19 protein-coding genes and 2 tRNA genes are annotated in these 21,266 nt (G+C 58.1%); 10 read left to right on the forward strand and 11 right to left on the reverse strand.

Annotated features, from left to right (window positions below; all coding sequences use genetic code 11):
- Nucleotides 1-109: 109 nt before the first annotated feature.
- Both CYB_RS10615 and CYB_RS10620 read left to right on the forward strand, forming a co-directional pair.
- Nucleotides 110-481, forward strand: a complete 372-nt coding sequence (locus CYB_RS10615) for a YtxH domain-containing protein (RefSeq protein WP_011433806.1) — start codon at nucleotides 110-112, stop codon at nucleotides 479-481.
- Nucleotides 478-1,026 carry a hypothetical protein gene (locus CYB_RS10620; protein WP_011433807.1) on the forward strand — a complete coding sequence of 183 codons (549 nt, stop codon included), beginning with the start codon at nucleotides 478-480 and terminating at the stop codon, nucleotides 1,024-1,026. Before CYB_RS10615 ends, CYB_RS10620 begins: the two co-directional genes overlap by 4 nt.
- Here the strand turns inward: CYB_RS10620 and metG are convergent.
- Nucleotides 1,023-2,579, reverse strand: a complete 1,557-nt coding sequence (metG, locus tag CYB_RS10625) for a methionine--tRNA ligase (protein WP_011433808.1) — start codon at nucleotides 2,577-2,579, stop codon at nucleotides 1,023-1,025. The genes CYB_RS10620 and metG overlap by 4 nt on opposite strands.
- 88 nt (nucleotides 2,580-2,667) lie before the next feature.
- Here metG and CYB_RS10630 point away from each other — a divergent pair, with 88 nt between their 5' ends.
- The 4 genes from CYB_RS10630 (at nucleotide 2,668) to CYB_RS10645 (ending at nucleotide 8,801) form a co-directional block, all read left to right on the forward strand.
- Nucleotides 2,668-4,539, forward strand: a complete 1,872-nt coding sequence (locus tag CYB_RS10630) for an FAD-dependent oxidoreductase (RefSeq protein ID WP_011433809.1) — start codon at nucleotides 2,668-2,670, stop codon at nucleotides 4,537-4,539.
- 65 nt (nucleotides 4,540-4,604) lie between these two features.
- Nucleotides 4,605-4,895 (forward strand): hypothetical protein, encoded by a 291-nt coding sequence (locus CYB_RS10635; protein ID WP_011433810.1) that lies wholly within the window; start codon nucleotides 4,605-4,607, stop codon nucleotides 4,893-4,895.
- A gap of 90 nt (nucleotides 4,896-4,985) precedes the next feature.
- Nucleotides 4,986-6,242, forward strand: a complete 1,257-nt coding sequence (locus CYB_RS10640) for an ATP-binding protein (RefSeq protein ID WP_011433811.1) — start codon at nucleotides 4,986-4,988, stop codon at nucleotides 6,240-6,242.
- A 465-nt stretch (nucleotides 6,243-6,707) separates the two neighbouring features.
- The gene (locus CYB_RS10645) at nucleotides 6,708-8,801 is read left to right on the forward strand and encodes a hydantoinase/oxoprolinase family protein (RefSeq protein ID WP_238376769.1); all 2,094 of its coding nucleotides are present in this window, start codon (nucleotides 6,708-6,710) and stop codon (nucleotides 8,799-8,801) included.
- A 309-nt stretch (nucleotides 8,802-9,110) separates the two neighbouring features.
- Here CYB_RS10645 and CYB_RS10650 read toward each other — a convergent pair.
- A tRNA-His gene (locus tag CYB_RS10650) sits at nucleotides 9,111-9,183 on the reverse strand.
- Between the two features lie 68 nt (nucleotides 9,184-9,251).
- On the opposite strand from CYB_RS10650, the gene CYB_RS10655 reads away from it, so the two are divergent.
- Nucleotides 9,252-10,052, forward strand: coding sequence for a photosystem II S4 domain protein (locus CYB_RS10655; protein ID WP_041436700.1), 801 nt, complete (start codon nucleotides 9,252-9,254; stop codon nucleotides 10,050-10,052).
- Nucleotides 10,053-10,101: 49 nt separating this feature from the next.
- Here the strand turns inward: CYB_RS10655 and CYB_RS10660 are convergent, their stop codons facing one another.
- From CYB_RS10660 to yidC, 4 genes are all read right to left on the reverse strand, one after another.
- A complete protein-coding gene (locus CYB_RS10660) occupies nucleotides 10,102-11,013 on the reverse strand; it encodes a homogentisate phytyltransferase (RefSeq protein ID WP_011433814.1) in 912 nt (303 codons plus the stop codon).
- 8 nt (nucleotides 11,014-11,021) lie between these two features.
- Nucleotides 11,022-11,510 (reverse strand): YceD family protein, encoded by a 489-nt coding sequence (locus CYB_RS10665; protein WP_011433815.1) that lies wholly within the window; start codon nucleotides 11,508-11,510, stop codon nucleotides 11,022-11,024.
- 89 nt (nucleotides 11,511-11,599) lie between these two features.
- The gene (locus tag CYB_RS10670; RefSeq protein WP_041436702.1) at nucleotides 11,600-12,211 is read right to left on the reverse strand and encodes a protein jag; all 612 of its coding nucleotides are present in this window, start codon (nucleotides 12,209-12,211) and stop codon (nucleotides 11,600-11,602) included.
- Nucleotides 12,212-12,560: 349 nt separating this feature from the next.
- Nucleotides 12,561-13,751 carry a membrane protein insertase YidC gene (gene yidC, locus CYB_RS10675; protein WP_011433818.1) on the reverse strand — a complete coding sequence of 397 codons (1,191 nt, stop codon included), beginning with the start codon at nucleotides 13,749-13,751 and terminating at the stop codon, nucleotides 12,561-12,563.
- 224 nt (nucleotides 13,752-13,975) lie between these two features.
- Between yidC and CYB_RS10680 the strand changes: the two genes are divergently transcribed.
- Together CYB_RS10680 and CYB_RS10685 are read left to right on the forward strand one after the other, a co-directional pair.
- Nucleotides 13,976-14,047 (forward strand) — tRNA-Asn (locus tag CYB_RS10680).
- Nucleotides 14,048-14,330: 283 nt separating this feature from the next.
- The gene (locus CYB_RS10685; protein WP_041437514.1) at nucleotides 14,331-14,849 is read left to right on the forward strand and encodes an inorganic diphosphatase; all 519 of its coding nucleotides are present in this window, start codon (nucleotides 14,331-14,333) and stop codon (nucleotides 14,847-14,849) included.
- 6 nt (nucleotides 14,850-14,855) lie between these two features.
- Here the strand turns inward: CYB_RS10685 and CYB_RS10690 are convergent, their stop codons facing one another.
- The 3 genes from CYB_RS10690 to rimP all read right to left on the reverse strand — a co-directional run bounded on the left by CYB_RS10690 (nucleotide 14,856) and on the right by rimP (nucleotide 18,745).
- Nucleotides 14,856-16,472: a B12-binding domain-containing radical SAM protein gene (locus CYB_RS10690; protein ID WP_011433820.1), complete on the reverse strand. Its 1,617-nt coding sequence runs from the start codon at nucleotides 16,470-16,472 to the stop codon at nucleotides 14,856-14,858.
- Nucleotides 16,473-16,765: 293 nt separating this feature from the next.
- On the reverse strand, nucleotides 16,766-18,139 hold the full coding sequence (gene nusA / locus CYB_RS10695) for a transcription termination factor NusA (protein ID WP_011433821.1): 1,374 nt from the start codon (nucleotides 18,137-18,139) through the stop codon (nucleotides 16,766-16,768).
- 135 nt (nucleotides 18,140-18,274) lie between these two features.
- Complete coding sequence (rimP, locus tag CYB_RS10700; RefSeq protein WP_011433822.1) at nucleotides 18,275-18,745, reverse strand: ribosome maturation factor RimP; 471 nt, start codon at nucleotides 18,743-18,745, stop codon at nucleotides 18,275-18,277.
- A gap of 301 nt (nucleotides 18,746-19,046) precedes the next feature.
- Here rimP and CYB_RS10705 point away from each other — a divergent pair, with 301 nt between their 5' ends.
- Nucleotides 19,047-19,562: a TIGR02652 family protein gene (locus tag CYB_RS10705; protein ID WP_011433824.1), complete on the forward strand. Its 516-nt coding sequence runs from the start codon at nucleotides 19,047-19,049 to the stop codon at nucleotides 19,560-19,562.
- A gap of 82 nt (nucleotides 19,563-19,644) precedes the next feature.
- Here the strand turns inward: CYB_RS10705 and CYB_RS14555 are convergent.
- A protein-coding gene (locus CYB_RS14555; RefSeq protein ID WP_148202704.1) for an IS5-like element ISSoc13 family transposase occupies nucleotides 19,645-20,387 on the reverse strand; the annotation gives its coding sequence in 2 pieces (ribosomal slippage) (nucleotides 19,645-20,069 and nucleotides 20,069-20,387; 744 coding nt in all).
- A gap of 52 nt (nucleotides 20,388-20,439) precedes the next feature.
- Entirely contained in the window at nucleotides 20,440-21,075 is a 636-nt protein-coding gene (locus CYB_RS10720; protein WP_011433825.1) for a class I SAM-dependent methyltransferase, read from the reverse strand.
- Between the last annotated feature and the right edge of the window lie 191 nt (nucleotides 21,076-21,266).

Below are 21,266 nucleotides of genomic sequence, written 5' to 3' on the forward strand. Positions count from 1 at the left end.
CAGTTGACCCGGCGCGCGGCAAGCCCGCCGATCCCGCGAGATCTTCCCGCGAGATCTTAAGGTAGTCTGGTTTCGGGGCCACCCGTATCCAACTCAACTCTGGCAAAGCATGGCTGAAAACCGGACTGGCGCGTTTATTGGTGGGCTGTTGCTGGGAACTGCTGTGGGCACCGCCATTGGCCTGCTCTTGGCTCCCCGCAGCGGACGGGAGACGCGGCGACTGCTGAAGAAATCGGCAGAGGCCCTGCCAGAGGTGGCAGAAGATGTGACCAGCAGTCTGCAATATCAATCGGAAAAGTTGTTCGACGCTGCCCAACGCAGTTTGGATGAGGCTCTGCTGCGGCTGCAGCAGGCAGTGGCGGTGGGCAAAGAAGCCATGTTGCAGAAGCGAAGGGAGCTGCTCCAAGCCCAGAACTCGCGTCCCTTTGGCGGGGAAGAAGCTGACCTAGAAGCTCGGGATGGGGAGGAGGCGGCGGGATGAACGACCCGGTCTTTTGGCTCGGCCTCTCGGTAGGCCTGGTAGCAGTGGGCATTTTGGCAGTGATCCTGACCCTACTACCTGCCGTCATTCAACTGGGTCGAGCTGCCCAGAGCGTGGAGCGCTTTTTCGACACGCTGCTGCGGGAATTGCCGCCCACGCTGGAGGCCCTGCGCCTGACCAGCCTGGAAGTGAGCGAGATTGCCGACAGCCTCGACGAAGGGGTGAAAGGGGCTGGGCAAGTGGTGAAGCAGGTCAACCGCTCCATCGAAGGAGCACGCACCCAAGCCCAGGGCGCCCAAGTCAATATCCGCAGCTTTTGGGCAGGGGTACGGGCAGCCTGGCAGACGCTGTCCGGCGAAGTGCCCCCCACCACTGGCGCGATTCACAACCCGCGGCTGCGCCCATCCGACCCATCCAACCGTTCTTTCTCCGCTGCTTCATCAACACTTCCCCTGGGAGGTGACCGCCCTTTTGCCGGCGGAGCCACACCAGAGGGATCCCAAGCCGCTGCCCAATCTTCCCGACCGGACATCGCCAATCCCTAGGCGTTCCTCAGGATCTTCTGAAAGACAGGCGTAGGAGGCTGGGGCTCTTGCCCGGGGGGAAGCTGGCCCCAAGTCGCATCGGGATCCCAGCGCAGTTGCAGGGTGTCGGCGAGGGAGAACCCCAGCTGCTGCAGGATCTTGAGGCTGAGAGCGGGAATGAGGGGGGAGAGCAGGACTGCCACCCAGCGCACACTTTCCAAAACGGCGTAGAGAATCTGGGCCACCCGTTCGTTTTGCCCTTGCTTGTGCAGCGTCCAAGGAGCCTGCTCATCAAGGTATTTGTTGCTGGCCTGGGCTAAGCTGAGGGCTTTGCGGGCAGCAGAGCTGGGATCCAGCCGCTCGTAGGCGTCGGCCACTGCCGGGGCAAGGCGCTCGGCCAGGGTTTTGAGGGGGTGATCTGCAGGGATCCCGACGGCGGGAACGCGGTAGTCGGATTGATATTTCCTGAGCATGTTGAGGGTGCGGTTGAGCAGATTGCCCAGGTCGTTGGCCAGATCGGCGTTGAGCACGTCAACGAAGCGGCCCTCGCTGAAATCGCCATCCTTGCCCAGCTCGATTTCCGTCAGAAAGTAGTAGCGCACGGCATCGGCGCCGTATTGCTGCACCAGCTCAAAGGGATCCACCGTGTTCCCCAAGCTTTTGCTCATCTTGAGGCCATCTTTGGTGAGAAAGCCGTGGCCAAACACCTGCTTGGGCAGGGGCAGACCTGCGGACATGAGCATGGCCGGCCAGTAAATGGCGTGGAAGCGGACAATATCCTTGCCCACCAGGTGGACATCCGCAGGCCAGTAGCGGCGTAGGGCATTTGCCAAGGTGGGCTCGTCGTCAGGATCCAGAGCGGCACTGATGTAGTTGATCAGGGCGTCAAACCAGACGTAGAGGGTTTGGCCGGGATCCGCCGGAAAAGGGATCCCCCAGGAGACACTAGGGCGAGAGATGGAAAAGTCCCGCAGGCCCTGCTTGACAAAGTTAATCACCTCATTGCGGCGGCTTTCTGGTTGGATAAACTCCGGGTGCTCCGCATACAGGGCCTCCAGCTTTTCTTGGTAGCGGGAGAGGCGAAAGAAGTAGTTTTCCTCGTCTTTCCACTCCACCTTCTTGGTGGGGTGCAGGGGGCAAAATCCTCCCTCCAGCAGCTCGGCCTCGTCTTTGAACTCTTCGCAGGCCACACAGTACCAACCCTGCTGCCGGCCAATGAAAATATCTCCCTGATCCCAGACCCGCTGAAAAAACTCCCGCACAATGGCTTTGTGGCGAGGGTTGGTGGTGCGGATAAAGCGGTCGTAGCGGATGTCTAGCAACTGCCAAAGCTGGGCAAACTGAGCCGCAATCTCGTCACAGTGCTGCTGAGGGGGAATGCCGCGCTCTTCGGCGGTACGCTGGATCTTCTGGCCGTGCTCGTCGGTTCCCGTCACCATCAGCACATCCTTGCCCCGCAGGCGGTGGTAACGGGCGATGGCATCCGCCACTAGGGTGGTGTAGGCGCTGCCAATATGGGGGGCAGCGTTGACGTAGTAGATGGGGGTGGTGATGACAAAGGTGGAATCCGGCATGAGCATCCGCAAGGCTTTCTCCCATGATAGAGGTTGCCGGAAAGTCCAAAAGGCCAAGCCAGAGCGTGGGTGGGGAGAGGCTCATTCGATGAAACTTCAGGTTAACCTTCCGGGGTGGAGCAGGGTAGCCTTGGGAGCAGGGATCCTGGGCGCCGGAGCGGCTCTGGCCCAGCCCTTGCCGGAAACCCGCATCCCCTGTGAGATCTTCATTGCCGGGGGTGGGCTGGGGGGGGTGGCGGCGGCCTATGACGCGCTGCAACTGGGCCGGCAGGTGTGCATGACGGAGATCACCGATTGGATCGGGGGGCAGGTGAGCGCCCAGGGAGTCTCCGCTTTGGACGAGCGACCCCTGCAACGAGAAAATGACATCTTCCCCAAAGGCTACAGCGAGTTTCGCCGGCGGGTACGGGAAAAATACGGCGGGGATCCCAATCCGGGCAAATGCTGGGTGAGCGTGCTCTGCTTTTCCCCGCAGGTGGGCCACCAGGTGATTCGGGAGATGTTGGATCCCTATCTGCAGTCGGGGCAGTTGCGGCTATTTACGGAGACGGTGGTCAAAGACTTGGAGATTGCGGATTACCAAATCCGCAGCGTGCAGGCCATCCGCAACATCCCCAAACACGCCAGCGTCCAGCCAGAGAATCGAGGGGATCTCTCCAGCTACTTTCTCGATTTTTATCGTCTAGAACCCACCGAGGACTGGGACAAGGAGATCCTGCGCTTTGAGCCGCCGCCAGAACGCCAAGACAAAACCCTGCCCTGGGTGGTGATCGACGCTACTGAAACCGGCGAGCTGCTGCCCTTGGCGCGGGTGCCCTACCGCCTGGGAACTGATGGCCAAAGCCGCTGGGAACCCAGCTCCAAGCCCTACGTGGATCCCTACTGTACCCAGGGCTTCACCTACACCTTTGTCCTGGAGCGCTCTGCTGTGCCGCAGGTGCCGGTCAAGCCGGAGTTCTACAACGATCCCCTGCACGGCCCCTACTACAGTTACGAACACCCTCGCTTCAACTTTGCGCTGATCTTCACCTACCGCCGCATCCGGGGGCAGGTGTTCGGCTTTGGGGAAGAGGCCATTCGGGTGGGGGATCAGTCAATGCAGAACTGGACCTGGGGCAATGACTGGCGCATCACAGGGCCGGATAAGAATTTCATCCTCACCCACGAGCAGTTGCAGGCTTCAGGCCAGTTGGATCCCGGCGACTGGATGGGGGGCCTGCGGGTGGAAGCCCTGCGGCGAGCTGAGCAGCATGCTAAGGGCTTTTTCTACTGGCTGGTGGCGGGAAGGACGGATTTTCTCCTGCAGCAGGAGGATCCCAACTTTCAAAAAGACTTCTACTTGCGCTATGCCTACCTACGGGGGCCCAATACCCCCATGGGAACTGCCAGCGGCCTCTCCAAGTACCCTTATATCCGCGAGTCGCGGCGCATCATTGGTCGGCCCAGCCTCTCCTACCCAGAAGGATTTACCATCTACGAGTCGGATATCACCACGCGGGAATCGGAGTTGAATCGTGGTCGCCCCTTTATCTTCTACGACTCAGTGGGGGTGGGCCAGTACCCCATCGACTTTCACGACTGCCTGCTGCCGGATTTTTCGCTGCCTCCCAGCAACAACAAAGACGCGCAGGCCCCCAGCTACCCTTACCAGATCCCCCTGCGGGCTCTGATCCCCCAGCGCATCGACAACCTTTTGGCCGGCAACAAAAACATCGCCACCAGCCGCATTGCCAGTGCCTCCTACCGGGTGCATCCGGTGGAATGGGCCATTGGCACCGCCGCCGGCCACACGGCCCACTTTGCCCTAGAACGGGATCTGATCCCGGCGGAGATCGTGGAGGAGCCGCTTTTGGATTTGCGGCTGTTGCCAGCTCTCCAGGCCCAAATCCAGAGCTTGGGCAACCCCATTCAATTTCCTGGCACCACCATTACCGCCACCGATTGGGCCCAATCCCGCTAGCCTAGAAAGGCAGGGTTGGGAGTTGACCGGTGGATCCCGTTGGGGTTGGACTTGTGGGCTGGGAGATGCTTCGCCCCTCTTTATGGGCCGCCACGGCTCTGTGGGGCTTGGGACTGATGTGGGGGTTTTCGCCGCTGCATCAAAAGCTGCAGGAGAGCTGGGAAAAGCAATTGCTATGGGATCCCAGTGGAGCTTTGGCTTCCTTGCTGAGCACCCTTCCCTTTTTGCTGGCAGCAGGCTTGGTGGTAGCCCTGACGGAGATCTCCTTGGGCAAAAGCTGGGCCGTCTCCTGCGGCCTGATCGCCTGCGTCGGCGGAGGCCTCTATGAACTGGGCCGGCGGGACAATGCCAGGTAACTCAAGCGCTCCGTGTTGTTAACGCAACTACCCCCAGTCTCCTCCCCTAGGGAGCGGATAAGCAACGCCAAGTTAGAGCGGCTTCAAGCGATGACCCCCCTCCAAGAAGCAGCAGAAGCAGCGGCCAAGCTGCTGGTATTCCGGGACATCTGCACCCACCCCCTAGCCCTAGCCTGGCAGGAGCTAATCCAGCAGTTGATGAGTGGGGATCCCCTGCCGTGCTGGAGGGCCTACGGGCGCTGGTTTGAGCTTTTGGCCCGGCAGGGCCTGAGCTGGCGGCAATGGCTGATCCGGGAGATCCGCTGGGCCGATAACCCCTTTGCCCGTGCAGCGCTGCAGCCCCAAGGGATCCCAGAGCCTCTTATGCAGGCGGCCCGCCACGACCTGCGCTGTCTGCAAACCCTAGCGGACAGTCAGGAGACCATTGCCGAGCAGATGCAGGCGTTGGGGTTGGGGATCCCCTGGCCCGATGGGGAAACCGATAGCGCTGGCTGGGATCCCCGCTCTTTTGCCGATTGGGGCCAGAGCTTGGAGACCTTAATTGCCCACTACCGCCAAAGGGGGGTAGGGCTCTGTGGTCGCTACTGGGCCTTTCGCTGGGGGCCAGCAGGGCTAGAAGGGATCCCTGCTCCCGATCTGTCTGACTGGGAGGAGATCTACGGCTACGAACGGCAGAAACAGCAGTTGGCGGCCAACACCGAAGCCCTGCTGCGGGGGGATCCGGCTTTGCATGTGTTGCTCTACGGGGCGCGGGGCACCGGCAAGTCTTCTCTGGTGAAGGCCTTGTTGCGCCGCTACGGCCTGCAGGGGCTGCGCCTATTGGAGCTGAGGCGAACAGACTTGATTCAGTTGCCGGAGATTTTGGCAGAGCTGCGGGCGCAGGTGTTGCCTTTCATCTTGTTTGTGGACGATCTCTCCTTTGAGGCAGAGGAAACCGAGTTCAAGCAGCTCAAGGTGCTCCTGGAGGGGGATCTCGTTGCGCCGCCCCCCAACGTGCGCCTTTATGCCACCAGCAACCGCCGCCATCTCATCCGCGAGTTTTTTGGCGATCGTCCCAATCCCCAAGATCAAGAAGTCCACGCCTGGGATACGGTCCAGGAAAAGCTGTCGCTGCGGGATCGCTTCGGCCTCACCCTCACCTTCACCCCCTTCACCCAGGGAGATTACCTGGCAACCGTAGAACACTTGGCCCAGCGGCTGGGTTTCACCCAATCTCTGGATGCCCTGCGCCGCCAGGCCTTAATCTGGGCCCAACAGCAAAACGGCTTTTCCGGTCGCACTGCCCGCCAGTTCTTGGATGCCGTTCGGGCAGGGCTGGTGAAAGGCAACGATGGACTTCCGAGCTAGAGGTGGTGACTATTCCAAACTGATACATTTACGCTGAACACTGCTGAACATCACTGTTCAACTATGCAGCGATAGCATTCTGTTTGTTTCCATTCGCGTTAGCGGGACGGAGTCCAAACAGAATGGCGGTATCCCGCAAAGCTTTGAGTAGAATACCCAAAGCGCAGTTTCCGTGTCGTCTTACTACCAATTTTCTGCTTTGCTTTGGCTACCATGTTGGCAGACTCGAAAGTAAACAGAAAGATCAACTGGTAGTAATCCGTACTGAACATATTATACATTATTTTCAGTATAGTTGAGCTTATTATTGACTAGAGTCATGCTCCAAAAAAGACAGAAGTTGCTGAGCTACACTCGCTACACGAAGGGGCGCCGGTCAGCCTGTCTCTGCCGTTACAAAAGCCAGGCGTCATAGCCATAGTCCGACCAAGGGCTGGCCCCAGAAGAAGGCAAAAGAAATGCACGATGGAAGCCATGGTCGCATCAGCGTTGGGTAGCAACCTCGATCCGGCCAATCTGGATCAGACGGAAGCAAGCCGCAGCTTGGCCCGCCTGGGGATCGATGTGGGGGGCACCTTTACTGATCTGGTGCTCTTGCAGGATGGCCAGATGCAGACGGCGAAGGTGCTGTCTACCCCCAGCCCTGAGGAGGGGGTCTTTGCGGCGCTGGACAAGCTGGGGGTGCTCTGGGTTGACCTCTTCTGTCATGGCATGACGGTAGCCACCAACGCGCTGCTGGAGCGCAAGGGATCCCCCACCCTGTTTTTGACCACGGCGGGCTTTCGGGATGTGCTGGCCATTGCCCGTCAAAACCGCCCCTCTCTGTATGACCTGACACAGCCCAAGCCGGAGCCGGTGGTGCCCCGCCACCATTGCCTGGAGGTGAAGGAGCGCTGCAGCGTGGGTGGAGTGTTGGAGCCGCTCACCGATGCCGAAATCCGGCGGGTGGTGCAGGAGGTGGGGGAACGGGTGCAGCGGGATGGGATCCGCGCTATTGGGGTGGGGTTTTTGTTTTCTTTTCTCTACCCGGAGCACGAACAGCGGCTGGGAATGGCCTTGCGACAGGCTTTCCCGGAGCTACACCTTTCCCTGTCTTGCGAGGTGGCGCCGGAGTTCCGAGAATACGAGCGCTTCAGCACCACCGCCATCGATGCCTACCTCAGCCCGGCATTGGCGGGCTACCTGCACCGCTTGGCCCAAGGATGTCGGGAGCGAGGGATCCCCCAACCGTTGATCATGCAGTCTTCCGGCGGCGTGACCTCCATCCCTCAGGCGGCGGCCCATGCTTCGGTGGCTTTGCTCTCAGGGCCGGCAGGCGGGGTTTATGGGGCGGCCTATCTGGGTCGCCTGAGTGGCTACCCCCACTTGCTCAGCTTCGATATGGGGGGAACCAGCACGGATGTGGCCTTGATCCAAGATGGGATCCCCCAGGTTACTCCCGCAGCGGTGGTGTGCGGCTTGCCCGTGCAACAGCCCCAAATTGATATCCACACCGTCAGTGCCGGCGGCGGATCCCTGGCCCATTTGCTGCCCGGCGGTGGGCTTCAGGTGGGGCCAGAGAGTGCCGGATCCAACCCCGGGCCGGCCTGCTACGGTCGGGGGGGAAGGGCTCCGACGGTTACCGATGCCAACCTCTGGCTGGGGTACCTGCCGGATGGCGGGCGGCTGGGCAACTCGGTGCAGCTACGGCGGGAGCTGGCGGAACAGGCTATTGCCACGCTGGCGGATCCCTTGGGTTTGAGCTTGCAGGAAACTGCCGTTGGCATTCGCACCTTGGCCAACGTCGCTATGTCGCGGGCCTTGCGGGTGATCAGCGTGGAGCGGGGTTTGGATCCCGCCGATTTTGCCCTGTTGGCCTTCGGCGGAGCCGGGCCCATGCATGCCTGTGCTTTGGCAGAAGAGCTGGGCATCCGCACGATCTTGATCCCGGCTGCCTGTGGGGTGCTCTCGGCGCTGGGAATGGCTCTGGCAGATCTGCGGCGAGACTATCGGCGGGCCATCCTCCAACCTCTGCGGCAGCTCACGTCCGCTTCAGGGGGATCCCTGCTGGCCCAATGGGCAGAACCCCTGATCCGCCAGGCGAGAGCCGATCTGCAGGAGCCGGCGCTGCACTTCAGCTTGGACTTGCGCTATCGCGGCCAGTCTTTTGAGTTGGAGATCCCGGTGCAGTTGTCAGATCCGATTCCTCATCTGGAGCAACAGTTTCACCAGGCCCACCGACAACGCTATGGATGGCAGGATTTGGCCCAGCCGGTGGAGGTGATTCAGTTGCGTCTACAGGCGGTGCAGGCCCTACCCACCGTGCCTTTGACCGCACCCCCCCCCTTGCCAGGGGATCCCCTCAAGGATCGGCGAGAGGCATGGTTTGGGGGCAGGATGTGCTCGGTGCCGGTCTACGATCGGCAGCGCATGGATGTGGGGTTTCAACTGCGCGGGCCGGCAATTGTCGAGATGCCGGAGGCAACGGCGGTGATCGAAGCCGGTTGGACAGGTGTCATTGACGAAGTGGGAACCCTAATCTTGAGCTGTGTTCGCGATAGCGGGACAAAGTCCTGGTGAGTCCATCCGCAAGCAGAGCGTCATGGTCATTTCGATTCAAACTAGGATACTGTGCCCACACCCAAAACGTTGCTCGCGTCGGCGTTGCGGAGCAATAATGCAGGGGGCCAGAAGCTCACCCTAACCTGAAAGACCACAGCAGAGCTTGTTTTGAGAGGGAGAGGCAGGTGCTCCAGATCACCTTGACGAATACCTTCACGATTTTTGCGTCCAGATAGGGTGTTGTCTGTTTTCGTTTGTCAGGGTCTAGATAGATGGACTGGCCTCTGCAGCCCTTGCCCTGACTGGATTTTCGCGATTTCCCTCAAGGGCGGACGATGGGACTCGAACCCACGAATGGAGGATCCACAATCCTCTGCCTTAACCGCTTGGCTACGCCCGCCGTGATTCCGGCTATCTAGCTTAGCATGGGAAAAACGGGACTGAACCACAGAGGTCGAAGCACCCCAAATGCTACCCAGAGCCGATTTGTTGCGAGGGGCAGAGCATCGAGAAACCTTGGCACGGGTCTTGGATTTGGGAGAGCAAGCCCTCAAGACCTGGCAAGTGGTCTGGAGCGACTTCCTCTCGCCACCGGAAATAGCAGAGGTGCAAGCTCGGCTGTGCAACTTGACCGAACTGCAAGTGTGGGCTTGGGGAGGGTACCCTCAAGCAGAGCGCCAGCGCTTGGCCCTAGCTCGCTCTGAGGTGGGTCTGGATGTCCGGGATCCAAAGTCCGACCCAGAAGGGATCCCATTGGCCGCCATTCAGATTCAGGGCAACTTTCTCTTCGACCCGGCCACCCACCGCGATTTTCTGGGAGCCCTTTTGGGAGCCGGCATCGCCCGCGAGAAAGTGGGAGACATCCTCCTGTTGGGGGACTCAGGCGCCCAGGCCATCGTTGTGCCCGAAATGGTGGATTACCTCACCCTAAACCTGACGCAGGTGCGCACAGTGCCTGTCAAAGTAGGCCGGATCCCCCTGAGCCAGTTGAACATTCAACCCCCCCGCGTCAAATCCATCACTAGCGTGGAAGCCTCTTTGCGCCTGGATGCGGTAGCCTCAGCCGGGTTTGGCATCTCCCGCAGCAAAATGGTGGAAGAAATCCAACGGGGGGAAGTGCGGGTCAATTGGAAGCCCATTACCCAAGCCAGCTACACCGTTGGCCCTCAGGATTGGATTGCCATTCGCGGTCGGGGTCGGCTGCAAATCGAAGAGGTAGCCGAAACGAAAAAAGGCCGCTTTCGAGTGCAAATGAGGCGGTATCTCTAGATTTTTTCCTGTCTGAGTTTGGGGAGATCGTTACCTCCAGGAAAATGCTCTAGAAAAAAGAGAAAAAGGCCCAAGGGTAAAGCAAATACTCCAAGTAAAACAACTTCCAGATCAGTTGATAATAGCCAACAATCGCCTCCCGATGGCTGAGATCCAGATGGACACCATAGCCCAAGAGGATCCCCAGCCCCAACACATGGCTCACCAACAGCCAGAGGCCGTTGCCCGCAAGGAGAAAAGAGATCCCCACCCCGATAAATCCCAGATAGCACAAGGCCAAAATGCTAATGCAAAACCTTGAGATCCGCCCTGGCCCAAAGCGCAGCGAGAAGGTGGCAATGGCAAACTGGCGATCCCCTTCCATGTCGGGAATATCTTTGAAAAGGGCGATCACCAACCCAAAAATCGACATAAACCCCGTCAGCCAAACAATTGGGGCTGAAAGCTCGACCCTTCCCTGCATCACCTGCTGAAAATGGCTGTAAAGGCCCAAATTGACGATCAAACCCCGCACGCTGTAGATGCAAGCCGAGGCCGCCAGCGGAAAACGCTTCAACCGCAAGGGGGGCAGCGAATAGGCCGTGCCGATCCCATTGCTCAAAAGCACCGTCAGCAGCAGGTAGGGGATCCCGGCCATGGCCAGCAGGACGGACGCCGCTCCACAACCCACGACGATCCCCACCCCCTGTCGCCAACTCAGGGATCCAGCAGCCAAGGGCAAATGGGGTTTGTTGATGCGGTCGATTTCAACATCCGTCAGTTGATTCAAGCCGACGATGTAGACATTGGCCGCCAGACAGGCCGCCCAAGCCCAGACCAACTGGGGCAGCGCCGAGAGAACCGGTTGCAGGGATCCGGCAGCCACAAACCCCGCCAACAGGTAGAGGCCCACCACGCTGGCGCTGGTGCCGTAGACGGTGTGGGGTCGAGCAAAACGCCAGAGAACTTGTGGGCGCAACATCAAAAAAGCTAGGGAGAGTCTTCCAGGAGAGAAGCTAGGGCTGCCCAGCGGGGATCCGCCGTTGGTGCTGTAGCTTCCACCGCAATGCCCGGACAGTCGGGACGGCAGGGCAACTGGCGGGGCATCTCCAAATGCAGGTGCTGGTACATCCAGTCTTCGACATCCAGCTCACCATTGGGGGGCAGGCTTTCCAGCAGATCTTCTTCGTCTTGCAGTTCCAGCTCCAAGGGGAGAGGTTCGGGATCCCGAATCAAAATGATCTCCTCAACTTCCAGGTGCAGCCGGTGGTTGAACTGCTGGAGGCAGCGGTGGCAGGTGAGGGTGACAATGGTACGAGCTTCAGCACTCACTTCGAGAAAATGGCCCCGATGGCTGACTTCCAGGGATCCCTCCACAGGGGTCAAACTCTCAAAGCCCGAAAAAAACTGCCTAAACTGCAATTCTTGGGTTTGATCCGGCATCTGCCGCAGATCGGATAGACGAATTGGCCTTAACATTGCGCCCCCTTTCGCACGTTTTGGATAGCCGGGATCCCTGTCGTCACCGTAGCAAGAGGGCCAACTTGTTCCCAGCCCTCTGCCCACTCTCAAGATGGGGAAGCTGCCCGACGGATAACCAAGCGCCGGTCAGGCTCTTTGCCACGGCTGAAAGTTTCCAGATCGGCATAGGCAGGGTCATTCAAGAGAGTATGAATTTGCCGACGCTCGGCAGCCGAGAGATCGGGAAACTCGTATTCCCGGCCAGTGGCCCTCACCTTTTCCACAGCAGCGGCAACCAAAACCTTCAGCTCCTGCAAACGCCGCTGCCGATAGCCGTCCAAATCCAAAATGTAGGGCTGCTGCTGGTCTTCCGGCTGGTTCAGGTTGAGAAGGGTGTTGGCCAGGTACTGCAACGCATCCAGCACCACAGGGGAGCGATCCTCCTCTTGAGGGGAATCTCTGGAAGATGGAGAGGGCAAGGGGGGGGCTTTCGCCAACAGCAGTTGCTTCTGAGCTGGGGTCAAAGAAGACGCCTCGATTTCCAGCACCTCCCCCACCACCCGCACCGCCGCTGGGATCCCCATAGCCGCCAGCACCTGCTGTAACCACTGCCTGGCTCGCTCTTGATTGGCCGCAAAGGTGGACTTGTTTGGCGAAGGGGCAACGGTTCCCTCAGATTTCTTAGCAGCAGATCCCGTAGAAGACTTAGGACGGCTCATCCTGGGCAGCTTCCAACTTTGAAGAGCATGACTCTAGTCAATAATAAGCTCAACTATACTGAAAATAATGTATAATATGTTCAGTACGGATTACTACCAGTTGATCTTTCTGTTTACTTTCGAGTCTGCCAACATGGTAGCCAAAGCAAAGCAGAAAATTGGTAGTAAGACGACACGGAAACTGCGCTTTGGGTATTCTACTCAAAGCTTTGCGGGATACCGCCATTCTGTTTGGAAACAAACAGAATGCTATCGCTGCATAGTTGAACAGTGATGTTCAGCAGTGTTCAGCGTAAATGTATCAGGTATCAACACTCCACCACAAGTCCACCCCAACAGCGAGGATCCCCTAGGGCTCAAAGGGCAAGGATTCCCGTCCCTCCTTGGCTGCTCTGGGCTTGGTCGATTTTTCCACTTCCTTGGCCTCCACCGTGATCGCCTGGGCAGCCCGACGACGCTCCTCTTCCACCAACTGCTGTAAGTTCTCCGGCAACGGCTCCCGCGAGAGCAGGAAAGTCTGCACCGTTTGGAAGATATTAGAGACAAGGATGTAGAGCAAAACCCCTGCCGGCAGAGGGAAGAACAGGAACATCGCCGAGAACAGCACAGGGGTGATGCGAGCCATGGAACTTTGGCTGGGATCCTCTTTGCCGGTATCCTGTCCGGCATTGGTTAGGTACTGGTTCAGGTAAATGGACACCCCAAAGATGACGATCATGGCGATGATATCCCAGTGGATGGTGCCATCCTCGTCGAAGGCTCCCACACGGCCCAACTTGTCGATGAACAGAAAGCCAGTCTCAGAGGCCAAACCGGGAATAGACACCTGCACGGTCACATCCCCCGGCTGCAGAGCCAGCAAGGTGCCATCCGGCTTTATCTGGGCACGATCTTCTCCTTTGGTGATCTTCCAGGTGGGCTGTAACAGATTGGGATCCCCACCCGCTTCGGCCACCAACTGCTCAAAAGGCTTGCCCCCCGGCCCTTGAAGCAGAAATTGCACCTCCTCCCCAACGGCAACCTTGGTGCCTTTGGGTTCCACCAGCACCACCGGCTTGTGGAGAGAGTCGGTGACAAAAATGTTCTTGCTGGGGCTGACGTAGGGGGCGGGCACCACCTCAGCCGCCATTTCCGCCGGCAGGATCTGCAAGTTGACATCGTAGGTCACCGCTGCAAAGGGGGAGCCCCGCAGGGTGGCAAACAGGGCAAACAGCACTGGCATTTGAATGAGCAGTGGCAGGCAGCCCCCCAAGGGATTGGCCCCCAGCTCGCTGTAAAGCTTGGCCTGGGCTTCCCGAAGCTTCTGCGGGTCGTCTCGGTATTTCTCCTGGAGTTCTCGCATCCGCCGCTGCATCACCGGGCTGATCACCTTCATGCGCCGCATGTTGCGGATGGATCCCACATTGAGCGGGTAGAGGGCAAAGCGGATCACCAACGTCAGGAAGATAATGGCCAGTCCATAGCTGGGCACGATCCCATAGAAAAAATCCAGGATCGGCAGCATGACGTTGTTGGAGAGAAATCCGACTCCGAAGTCCATGAGGGGCGCTGGCAAATGTCCGTAACCATTGTAATGGCTTCCGTTCGGTTGACGAGGGCGTTTTCAGGGTTTGTCCCCTGGATCCGTCAGATAGACCTGAGAAAGGCGAGCAATTGAGCAAAATCAAGCCCGCTCCACTGAGCAGGGATCCCAAGGCCAAACCAGAACCCCTCATCGGCAGTTGCCTAGCAGTCCTTTTTTCCCCTATGATGAGAAACGCTTGATCCTCGGTAGCTCAGCGGTAGAGCGGTCGGCTGTTAACCGATTGGTCGCAAGTTCGAATCTTGCCCGGGGAGTATGTCTGAGCCAATCAAGGAAGCCGGATCCGGAACCCTATCCTTCCAGGCGGCTCTGGGCCTGCTGAGGGAAAGGGGGAGAGAAAACCCAGTCTCCCATCTCGTCGAGGAAGATGCGACGCTAAGCCAGACGTGGAGAAAATAATGTGAAGCAATGTGAAGGCGGCTAAGGGTTTCGTCCCGCCTGTTCCCGGCAAGTGTCAAGAGTCTCTGTCCTTTGGGGCAAGGAGTATGTCAGAATACCCTCTGGCTGTCTATTCCCAATCCGAGGGTGCTTGCTGTGATCGACCTGTCGCGGATCCCTGCCCAACCCAAGCCCGGCCTGCTCAACATCTTGATTGAGATTCCCGGCGGCAGCAAAAACAAGTATGAGTTCGACAAAGACATGGGAGCAATGGCGCTGGATCGGGTGCTCTATTCCTCGGTGCAGTACCCTTACGACTACGGCTTTGTGCCCAACACGCTGGCCGGGGATGGGGATCCCTTGGATGGCTTGGTGATCATGGATCAGCCCACTTTCCCAGGGTGTGTGGTCACGGTGCGACCCTTGGGCATGTTGCAGATGATCGATGGCGGGGATCCGGATGAGAAGCTGCTGTGTGTGCCTGCCAAGGATCCCCGCTATGCTGCAGTGACCAAGCTAGAAGACATCGCCCAGCACCGCCTGGATGAGATCGCGGAGTTTTTCGCCACCTACAAGCGCTTGGAAAAGAAAGAAACCCAGATCTTGGGCTGGAAAGGTTTGGCCGAAACCGAGGCGGTCATTGCCAGCAGCATTGCGGCCTGCAAACAACCCCAATAGACATCTCTAAGGGATGCGAACAGAAAGAGCTTCCTGGCGATGTTGCAACAGTCGCTCTGGGGTGAGGGGCCCTTCGATGTGTTGCCAAGGCAAGGGATCCCCTGGATCCCAGTGGCTGTGCACGTAGTAATCCAGAGGCGGCAGTTGCCCTTTAAGCGCTTTGAAAGCGCGCCGGTAGCTCCCCAAAGATTCGCCAAAGTCCCGCGCCAACTGCAAGACCTTTCCCACCCGCCGATCCCCTCGCGAGATGAGGGCTTGGATCACCGACCAGCTATAGCTTTCCGGGCGCAACTCCACCCCCAAGGGACGCAGGTGTTTCTGGAAAAACTGCAGTTTTTTCTCGGCTTTGGGATCCACCCCGTGCCACTGAAAAGGGGTGTGGGCTTTGGGCACAAAGGTGCTGCAACCCAGCGTTAGGCGCAGGCCGGGAGCCGCTTTTTTGAGCTCTTGGAAAAGATCCACTGTGGCCTCCAAATCCGCCTGGGTTTCCGCCGGGATCCCTACCATGCCGTAGAACTTAATGCCCTTCAGACCTCCAGCCTGGGCGTGGGCTGCTGCTGCCAAGATTTCCGGGTTGCTTAACTTCTTGTTGATGATCTGGCGCAGTTGTTCTGAGCCACTTTCGATGGCCACCGTAATGGACTGGCTGCCCCGGCGGGAGAGTACCTGCGCCAGACGTGGGGTTACGGTAGCGGTGCGCACCGAGGCCAAACTGAGACGCACCTGCTCGAAGCGATCCTGGGCCAAGTGCTCCAGCAACTGCTCAAATTGGGGGTGCTGGGTTACAGAAGCCCCCAGCAACCCAATCCGCTGAGTGACCTGCAGCCCCCGCTCTACCGCCGGGATCAAATGCCCCTCCACATCCGCCACCCGGAAAGGCAGGGTGAGATAGCTGGCCAGGCAAAACCGACACATCTCCGGGCAGCTGCGCACCACCTCCACCATGTAGATGCTCTCCCAAGCCGCTTTGGGGGTAACCACCGTAGAAACCGAGAGGGTGTTGCCGCGGAAGGTGTGTTTGCGGATGGAGCTAGGGATCCCGGCCACTTTGGGGAGCACCTTCTCCACTGGGCCGTCGGGCTCCCGGTATTGGGGTTCATACAAGCCGGGCACATAGATCCCTGGCACCTGCGCTAGCGCCTGCAATTTCTCAGCCCGGGATCCCTGGCGCACCTCCCGATAGACCTCGATCATCTTCTCCAGAAGACCTTCCCCATCCCCCAACAAGATCAGGTCAAAGAACTCAGCAAAAGGCTCGGGGTTGGCCGTCAGTACCGGGCCGCCGCCAAAGACCAAGGGGTGGGCTTCTTCCCGCTCCTCAGATCTGGGAGGGATCCCGTGCCGTTCCAGCAGAGCCAGGATATGGACATAATCCAGCTCCCAGGATAGGGAAAAGCCGAACAGCTCCGGCTCCCGGGGCAGGGGTTCAGCCAGATCCGTAAAGAGGCGGGAGACGGCCACATCCCGGCGGCTGGCCAGCAGACTCCAGATGACTTGATAGCCCAAGCTGGTGATCCCCACTGCGTAGGTGTTGGGGAAGGCGTAGATTACCCGCACTGCGTCGGGGTCAGGCGTGGCCGGGGCAAAGAGCAACTGCTCCAGGGCAAACTCTGAACTAGCCAAGGGATCCCGCTGTGTTGGATTGAGGTTTGGGTTCTGGCTCGGAAGAGTTTTGATTTGCCTGCCGAACTTTTTTGGCTCCTGCATGCTAACAAAAGCTAGCATCTTTCACCAATGCAGATTGCCGGAACAGGGAAGTTCTGCCCAAGCAGGCAGGAAAACCCCACATGCGCCATTGCGGTCTCGGTGCAACCGCGATCCCCTGCAGCAAAACTCATTCCAAAGCCCAGACTTCCGGCAGAAGCCGCCCTCTACGAGCAAAGTGTACGGGCAAAGTGAGGGTAGAGCGTATATCATTACCCCTTCGGCTGGGCAATGTCGAACTCGGCGTCGTAGTCGAAGTCCTCCTCTTCGTCAGCCCAGTCTTCTTCCAGCCTATCGTCCCCCGCCAGCTCCTCTTCCTCCAGGCGGCGCTTTTCTTCGTATTCCTCATCCTCTAGGCCCAAAGCAGCCCGCTCTGCCCGCCGCTGGAAGCGCTCCAGTGCCGCTGGAGTGATGAAGGGATAGGGCAACCCTTGCGCTTGGGCCTCCTCCAGCGCTGCGCGGTAGCTCTCCACTTCCTTGATGTCGATTTTCCAACCGGTGAGGCGGGCTGCCAGGCGCACATTTTGCCCCTCTTTGCCAATGGCCAAACTGAGCTGGTCGCTGTTGACCAACACATGAGCTTGCTGGATTTCCGGATCCACCAGCCGCACCTCCACCACCTTGGCCGGGCTGAGGGCATTGGCAATGTAAGTGGCAGGATCCGGCGACCAGCGGATGACATCGATTTTCTCGTTGCGCAGCTCTGCTACCACCGCCTGAATCCGGGATCCCCTCGCGCCAATACAGGCCCCCACCGGATCCACGTCCCGCTCCACCGTATCGACCGCAATCTTGGTACGTGGCCCCACATTTCGGGAAGGGGGGTTGGCCTCCCGCGCCACTGCCACAATCCGCACGATATCCTCTTCAATTTCTGGCACCTCGTTGGCAAACAGGTTCACCACCAAGCCAGCATCGGCCCGGGAAACCAAAAGCTGTGGCCCCCGCCGGGATCCCTCATAGACTTTCTTGAGATAGACCTTCATCACCGCGTTGGGAGTGTAGCGATCGCTGGCCAGCTGTTCCTTCTTGGGCAGTTCTGCTTCCACCTCAGGTTGTCCGAAACCGCTGGATACCGACATGATCACCGTCTGCCGCTCGGTGCGCAGCACCCGTGCCTGCAGTACGGTTTTTTCCAGATCGCGGAACTCTTCCTGAATCAGACGGCGCTGCTGATCCCGTAACTTTTGCGCCAGCACCTGCTTGGTTTGGATGGCCGCCATGCGGCCAAATTCCGCCTGTTGTGGGGTGACATCATCTGTGACTTCCCAGCCTACTTCGGCTTCTGGGTAATCCTGCTGCACATCGTACAGAGAGATCTCATGGTCGGGGTTTTGCACCTGCTCAACGATGGCTTTGGTGGCCAAAACGCGAAAGCCTCCTGCCTCCACATCCAACTCCACATCGAAATTGCGGAAGTGGTCTTCTGCAAAGACCACATCTCGCTGGATGGTTTTGCGGTAGCGTTCGTAGCCCTTGAGCAGCGCCTCTCGCAGAGCATCGGTGACCACATGGCGGGGCAAGTTGCGCTCCCGCGAGATCATCTCCACCATTTCCGCCAAACCCGGCAGAGGCACCATCGCCATAACCACTGTCCTCCTGCACAAACTTCGTGAAACTTGCTGTTGCTATTGCTCCACAGCGGGAACTGAACCCGCATCTCTGATGCGAAGGGAGGGCCGCACCACCTGCGGTCAAACGCTCTCTCTATCTCCGGTCTCCTAGTCAGTTTCCGATGAGAGGGCAACCCGCTGCACCGAAGCGCGGGGCAACTGAACTCGCCGCCCCTTGAGGGATAAGGCAACCCTCTCCTCATCCCGACCCAGCAGGTGTCCTGACCAAACGGCTTTGCCCTTGTAGGGTGGATCCAAGGTCACCTCCACCGCAAACCCTTTGAAAACCACAAAGTCGCGATCGCTGGTGAGAAGGTTGCTGATGCCAGGGCTGGACACCTCCAACACATACTGGCCTGGGATCAGATCCACCCGATCCAGCTCGACTTCCAAGGCTTGGCTCATGGCTTCGCAATCGGCATGGCTGGTTTCTCGGTCGGGATCCAGTGGACGAATATCCACCCGCAGAACTGGCGGATGCTGGTTGGTGTGGAAAACCATCTGCACCAACTGGTATCCCAGTTGAGCGGCCAAGGGACGGGCCAAGCTCTCCAACTGTGGAATAAGAGGGTGAACCATAACCAACTTGTCACCAACCGGGTGTTGCCGCCAGATCCAAACCCCTTTGAGCCGGAGCCGGCAAAGGGGACAGTAAGCCCCCTCAAAAAGCAAAGAAGTGGGTACCACCCACTCCCCGTTGCTATCGCGGAGCTCCTTGAGGCTCGCCCAGAATCAGTACAGACTTCGAGCGCATCCCCCCTACCTCCTAATTTAGAAGATCTCCTCCGGTTTTGTCATGGGGATCCCCAAAAGGCAACATCTATAATGTGGACAACTGCGGATTTGCCCAGATATCCAGCCGCGTTTTGTGGGGTTTCCTATGACTGTTGCCTTTTCCTACCCGATCTTCGGCCCCAGCATTCAGTGCCCCCACTGTCGGCAAACGATTGCGGCCCTCACCCTGACCGATACCTACCTCTGCCCTCGCCATGGTGCATTTGAGGCGGATGCCGAACAAGAGGAGCTGGTACACCTGCAATCCGGACGGCGCTGGCGCTTTTGGGAAGGTCGCTGGTTTCGTCAGCACACCCACGCCGATGGGATCCGTTTTGAGATTCATGAAGAATTGGATCGGCTGCGCATGCAAGGAATGCGAGCCACTCAGGTGATCGTGGCCGAGCGCTACCGCCAGCTGCTCACCCCTTATCTGGAGCAGGGATCCCACCGTCGCCCCGGCCCACCTCGCCTCTATGGCTTGCCCGTCAGCTTCAGCTCCCAAATCCCAGAGGATAGGGGTGGATCCCCTCAGCGCTGGCGGGTGATCAACTTTGAGCTGACCTACGAGATCGACCCGGCCATGCGGCAGCCGCAATCCCGTCTGCAACTGTGTGATTAGACTGTGTGATTAGAAAGGCGAACAGGTAGAGAGCTGTTGGAAAATTGGTGGCTGCTCAAGTCTTCTAGGTTGTGTTGATCTTTCATTTGAGCCAAAAGAGAGCACTGACGAGATAGAGAAAACTCAAGAAGTTCCTGGCCAATTTGTCAAAACGAGAAAATAGATGCCGGTACTGCTTTAACTTATGAAAAAAGCATTCGATTAAATGCCTCTCTTGATACAGATGCTTGTCATAATGCCGCTGCGTCTTTCTATTCCTTTTAGGCGGAATAACCGCTTGAGCTTCCCCTATCTTCTCAATCAACTTATCCGCATCATATCCTTTATCCCCAATTACTTTGGTATCCTTTCTCTGCCAGCCCTCTATCAATTCTTCCCCTTGAGTAATATCGCTCTTTTCTCCGCCAGTTATTCTCAATTCCAGCGGATTTCCCAACCCATCTACACTCACATGAATCTTGGTGCTGTATCCGCCTCGGCTTCTCCCCAAAGCTTGCTCCCCTTTTTTCCGGCAGCACAGGAGTGCGCTCGAACCATGGTTGAATCAATAATGAGATGCTCTAAATCAGGGTCGTCAATAAAATACTTGAACATCCGTTCCCACACTCCAAAACGACTCCACCGGTGGAATCTTTGATAGATGGTGTACCATTTGCCATATCCTTCTGGGAGGTAGCGCCAAGGAGCACCGGAACGGGCTATCCAAAGAACTGCTTCAATAAACTGTTTGCAGTTTGCTTCTTTCCCAATGTTAACTCTCTCTTCTGTCTGTAAAAAAGCCAATATCTTCTGCCATTTGTTTTCATCTAAAAAAACCAACTTCATCCTCTTTCCTCTATAAATTATTCCCTCTATCCTAACATAAGATCAACACGACCTAGAACTGGAAGTTTCCTTCCGCGGCGGGAAGCGCCATGCCTTGATAGGTGTAGCCAATGAATCTCGGCTGGTCAGGCATATAAAACCGCTCCAGTTGCTCAAACCGAAACCCCGCTCCCTGGATCAACCGAGCCATATCTCGGTTTAGGTTGCAGCCATCTGCGATTACCTTTTGTATAGGGTTAAGACAATTTTGCCATCTTTGCACCTGGGGATCCTCGCTGAGGCCGTGTTCGAGAAAAAACAGCTTTCCCCCTGCTCGCAACACCCGCCTGATCTCTCTCAAAGCCTTGGCCACATTAGGAATGCTGCACAATGTCCAGGTGCTAACCACGCTATCAAAACTCTGGCTTGGAAAAGGCAGTTTCTGGGCATCCGCCACCTGCCAATCAACGGCGATGGGAGAAGAGGCAATGCGCCGACGAGCCAGGGATCCCATGCCGGGATTGGGATCTACCCCTGTGATCTTTCGAATGTGCTCTGGGTAGCAGGATAGGTTGAGGCCGGTGCCAAAACCAATCTCCAGAACGGATCCCTGCACATGAGCCAGAAGCTGCCGCCGATAGCGCTCCATCCCTTCCCCCGAGAGAGCTAAATCCAACAGCCGCGGGAAGATTATTCGGCGATAGAGCATGCCTCTAACCCCCAAAACCCTGAACTTTGCTGAATTTACTGAGCTTTAGGCGGTTTGGCAAAAGTCATTGAGAGGGATATAGTAGACCAAGTTTCCCCCTGATCCTTGAGTCCACCGCAACGGTTGCCGGGAAGTGAAGGGGGAAAGCGCTCGGGGGGTATTCCTCAGGGCTTTGCGGGATACCGCCTTCC

It is taken from the genome of Synechococcus sp. JA-2-3B'a(2-13), from assembly GCF_000013225.1.
GTDB lineage: Bacteria > Cyanobacteriota > Cyanobacteriia > Thermostichales > Thermostichaceae > Thermostichus.

Coding starts and splice junctions, on each gene's coding strand:
- CYB_RS10615 (WP_011433806.1), top strand. CDS start 110: ATGGCTGAAAACCGGACTGGCGCGTTTATTGGTGGGCTGTTGCTGGGA.
- CYB_RS10620 (WP_011433807.1), top strand. CDS start 478: ATGAACGACCCGGTCTTTTGGCTCGGCCTCTCGGTAGGCCTGGTAGCA.
- metG (WP_011433808.1), bottom strand. CDS start 2,579: ATGCCGGATTCCACCTTTGTCATCACCACCCCCATCTACTACGTCAAC.
- CYB_RS10630 (WP_011433809.1), top strand. CDS start 2,668: ATGAAACTTCAGGTTAACCTTCCGGGGTGGAGCAGGGTAGCCTTGGGA.
- CYB_RS10635 (WP_011433810.1), top strand. CDS start 4,605: ATGCTTCGCCCCTCTTTATGGGCCGCCACGGCTCTGTGGGGCTTGGGA.
- CYB_RS10640 (WP_011433811.1), top strand. CDS start 4,986: ATGACCCCCCTCCAAGAAGCAGCAGAAGCAGCGGCCAAGCTGCTGGTA.
- CYB_RS10645 (WP_238376769.1), top strand. CDS start 6,708: ATGGAAGCCATGGTCGCATCAGCGTTGGGTAGCAACCTCGATCCGGCC.
- CYB_RS10655 (WP_041436700.1), top strand. CDS start 9,252: ATGCTACCCAGAGCCGATTTGTTGCGAGGGGCAGAGCATCGAGAAACC.
- CYB_RS10660 (WP_011433814.1), bottom strand. CDS start 11,013: ATGTTGCGCCCACAAGTTCTCTGGCGTTTTGCTCGACCCCACACCGTC.
- CYB_RS10665 (WP_011433815.1), bottom strand. CDS start 11,510: ATGTTAAGGCCAATTCGTCTATCCGATCTGCGGCAGATGCCGGATCAA.
- CYB_RS10670 (WP_041436702.1), bottom strand. CDS start 12,211: ATGAGCCGTCCTAAGTCTTCTACGGGATCTGCTGCTAAGAAATCTGAG.
- yidC (WP_011433818.1), bottom strand. CDS start 13,751: ATGGACTTCGGAGTCGGATTTCTCTCCAACAACGTCATGCTGCCGATC.
- nusA (WP_011433821.1), bottom strand. CDS start 18,139: ATGGCGATGGTGCCTCTGCCGGGTTTGGCGGAAATGGTGGAGATGATC.
- rimP (WP_011433822.1), bottom strand. CDS start 18,745: ATGGTTCACCCTCTTATTCCACAGTTGGAGAGCTTGGCCCGTCCCTTG.
- CYB_RS10705 (WP_011433824.1), top strand. CDS start 19,047: ATGACTGTTGCCTTTTCCTACCCGATCTTCGGCCCCAGCATTCAGTGC.
- CYB_RS10720 (WP_011433825.1), bottom strand. CDS start 21,075: ATGCTCTATCGCCGAATAATCTTCCCGCGGCTGTTGGATTTAGCTCTC.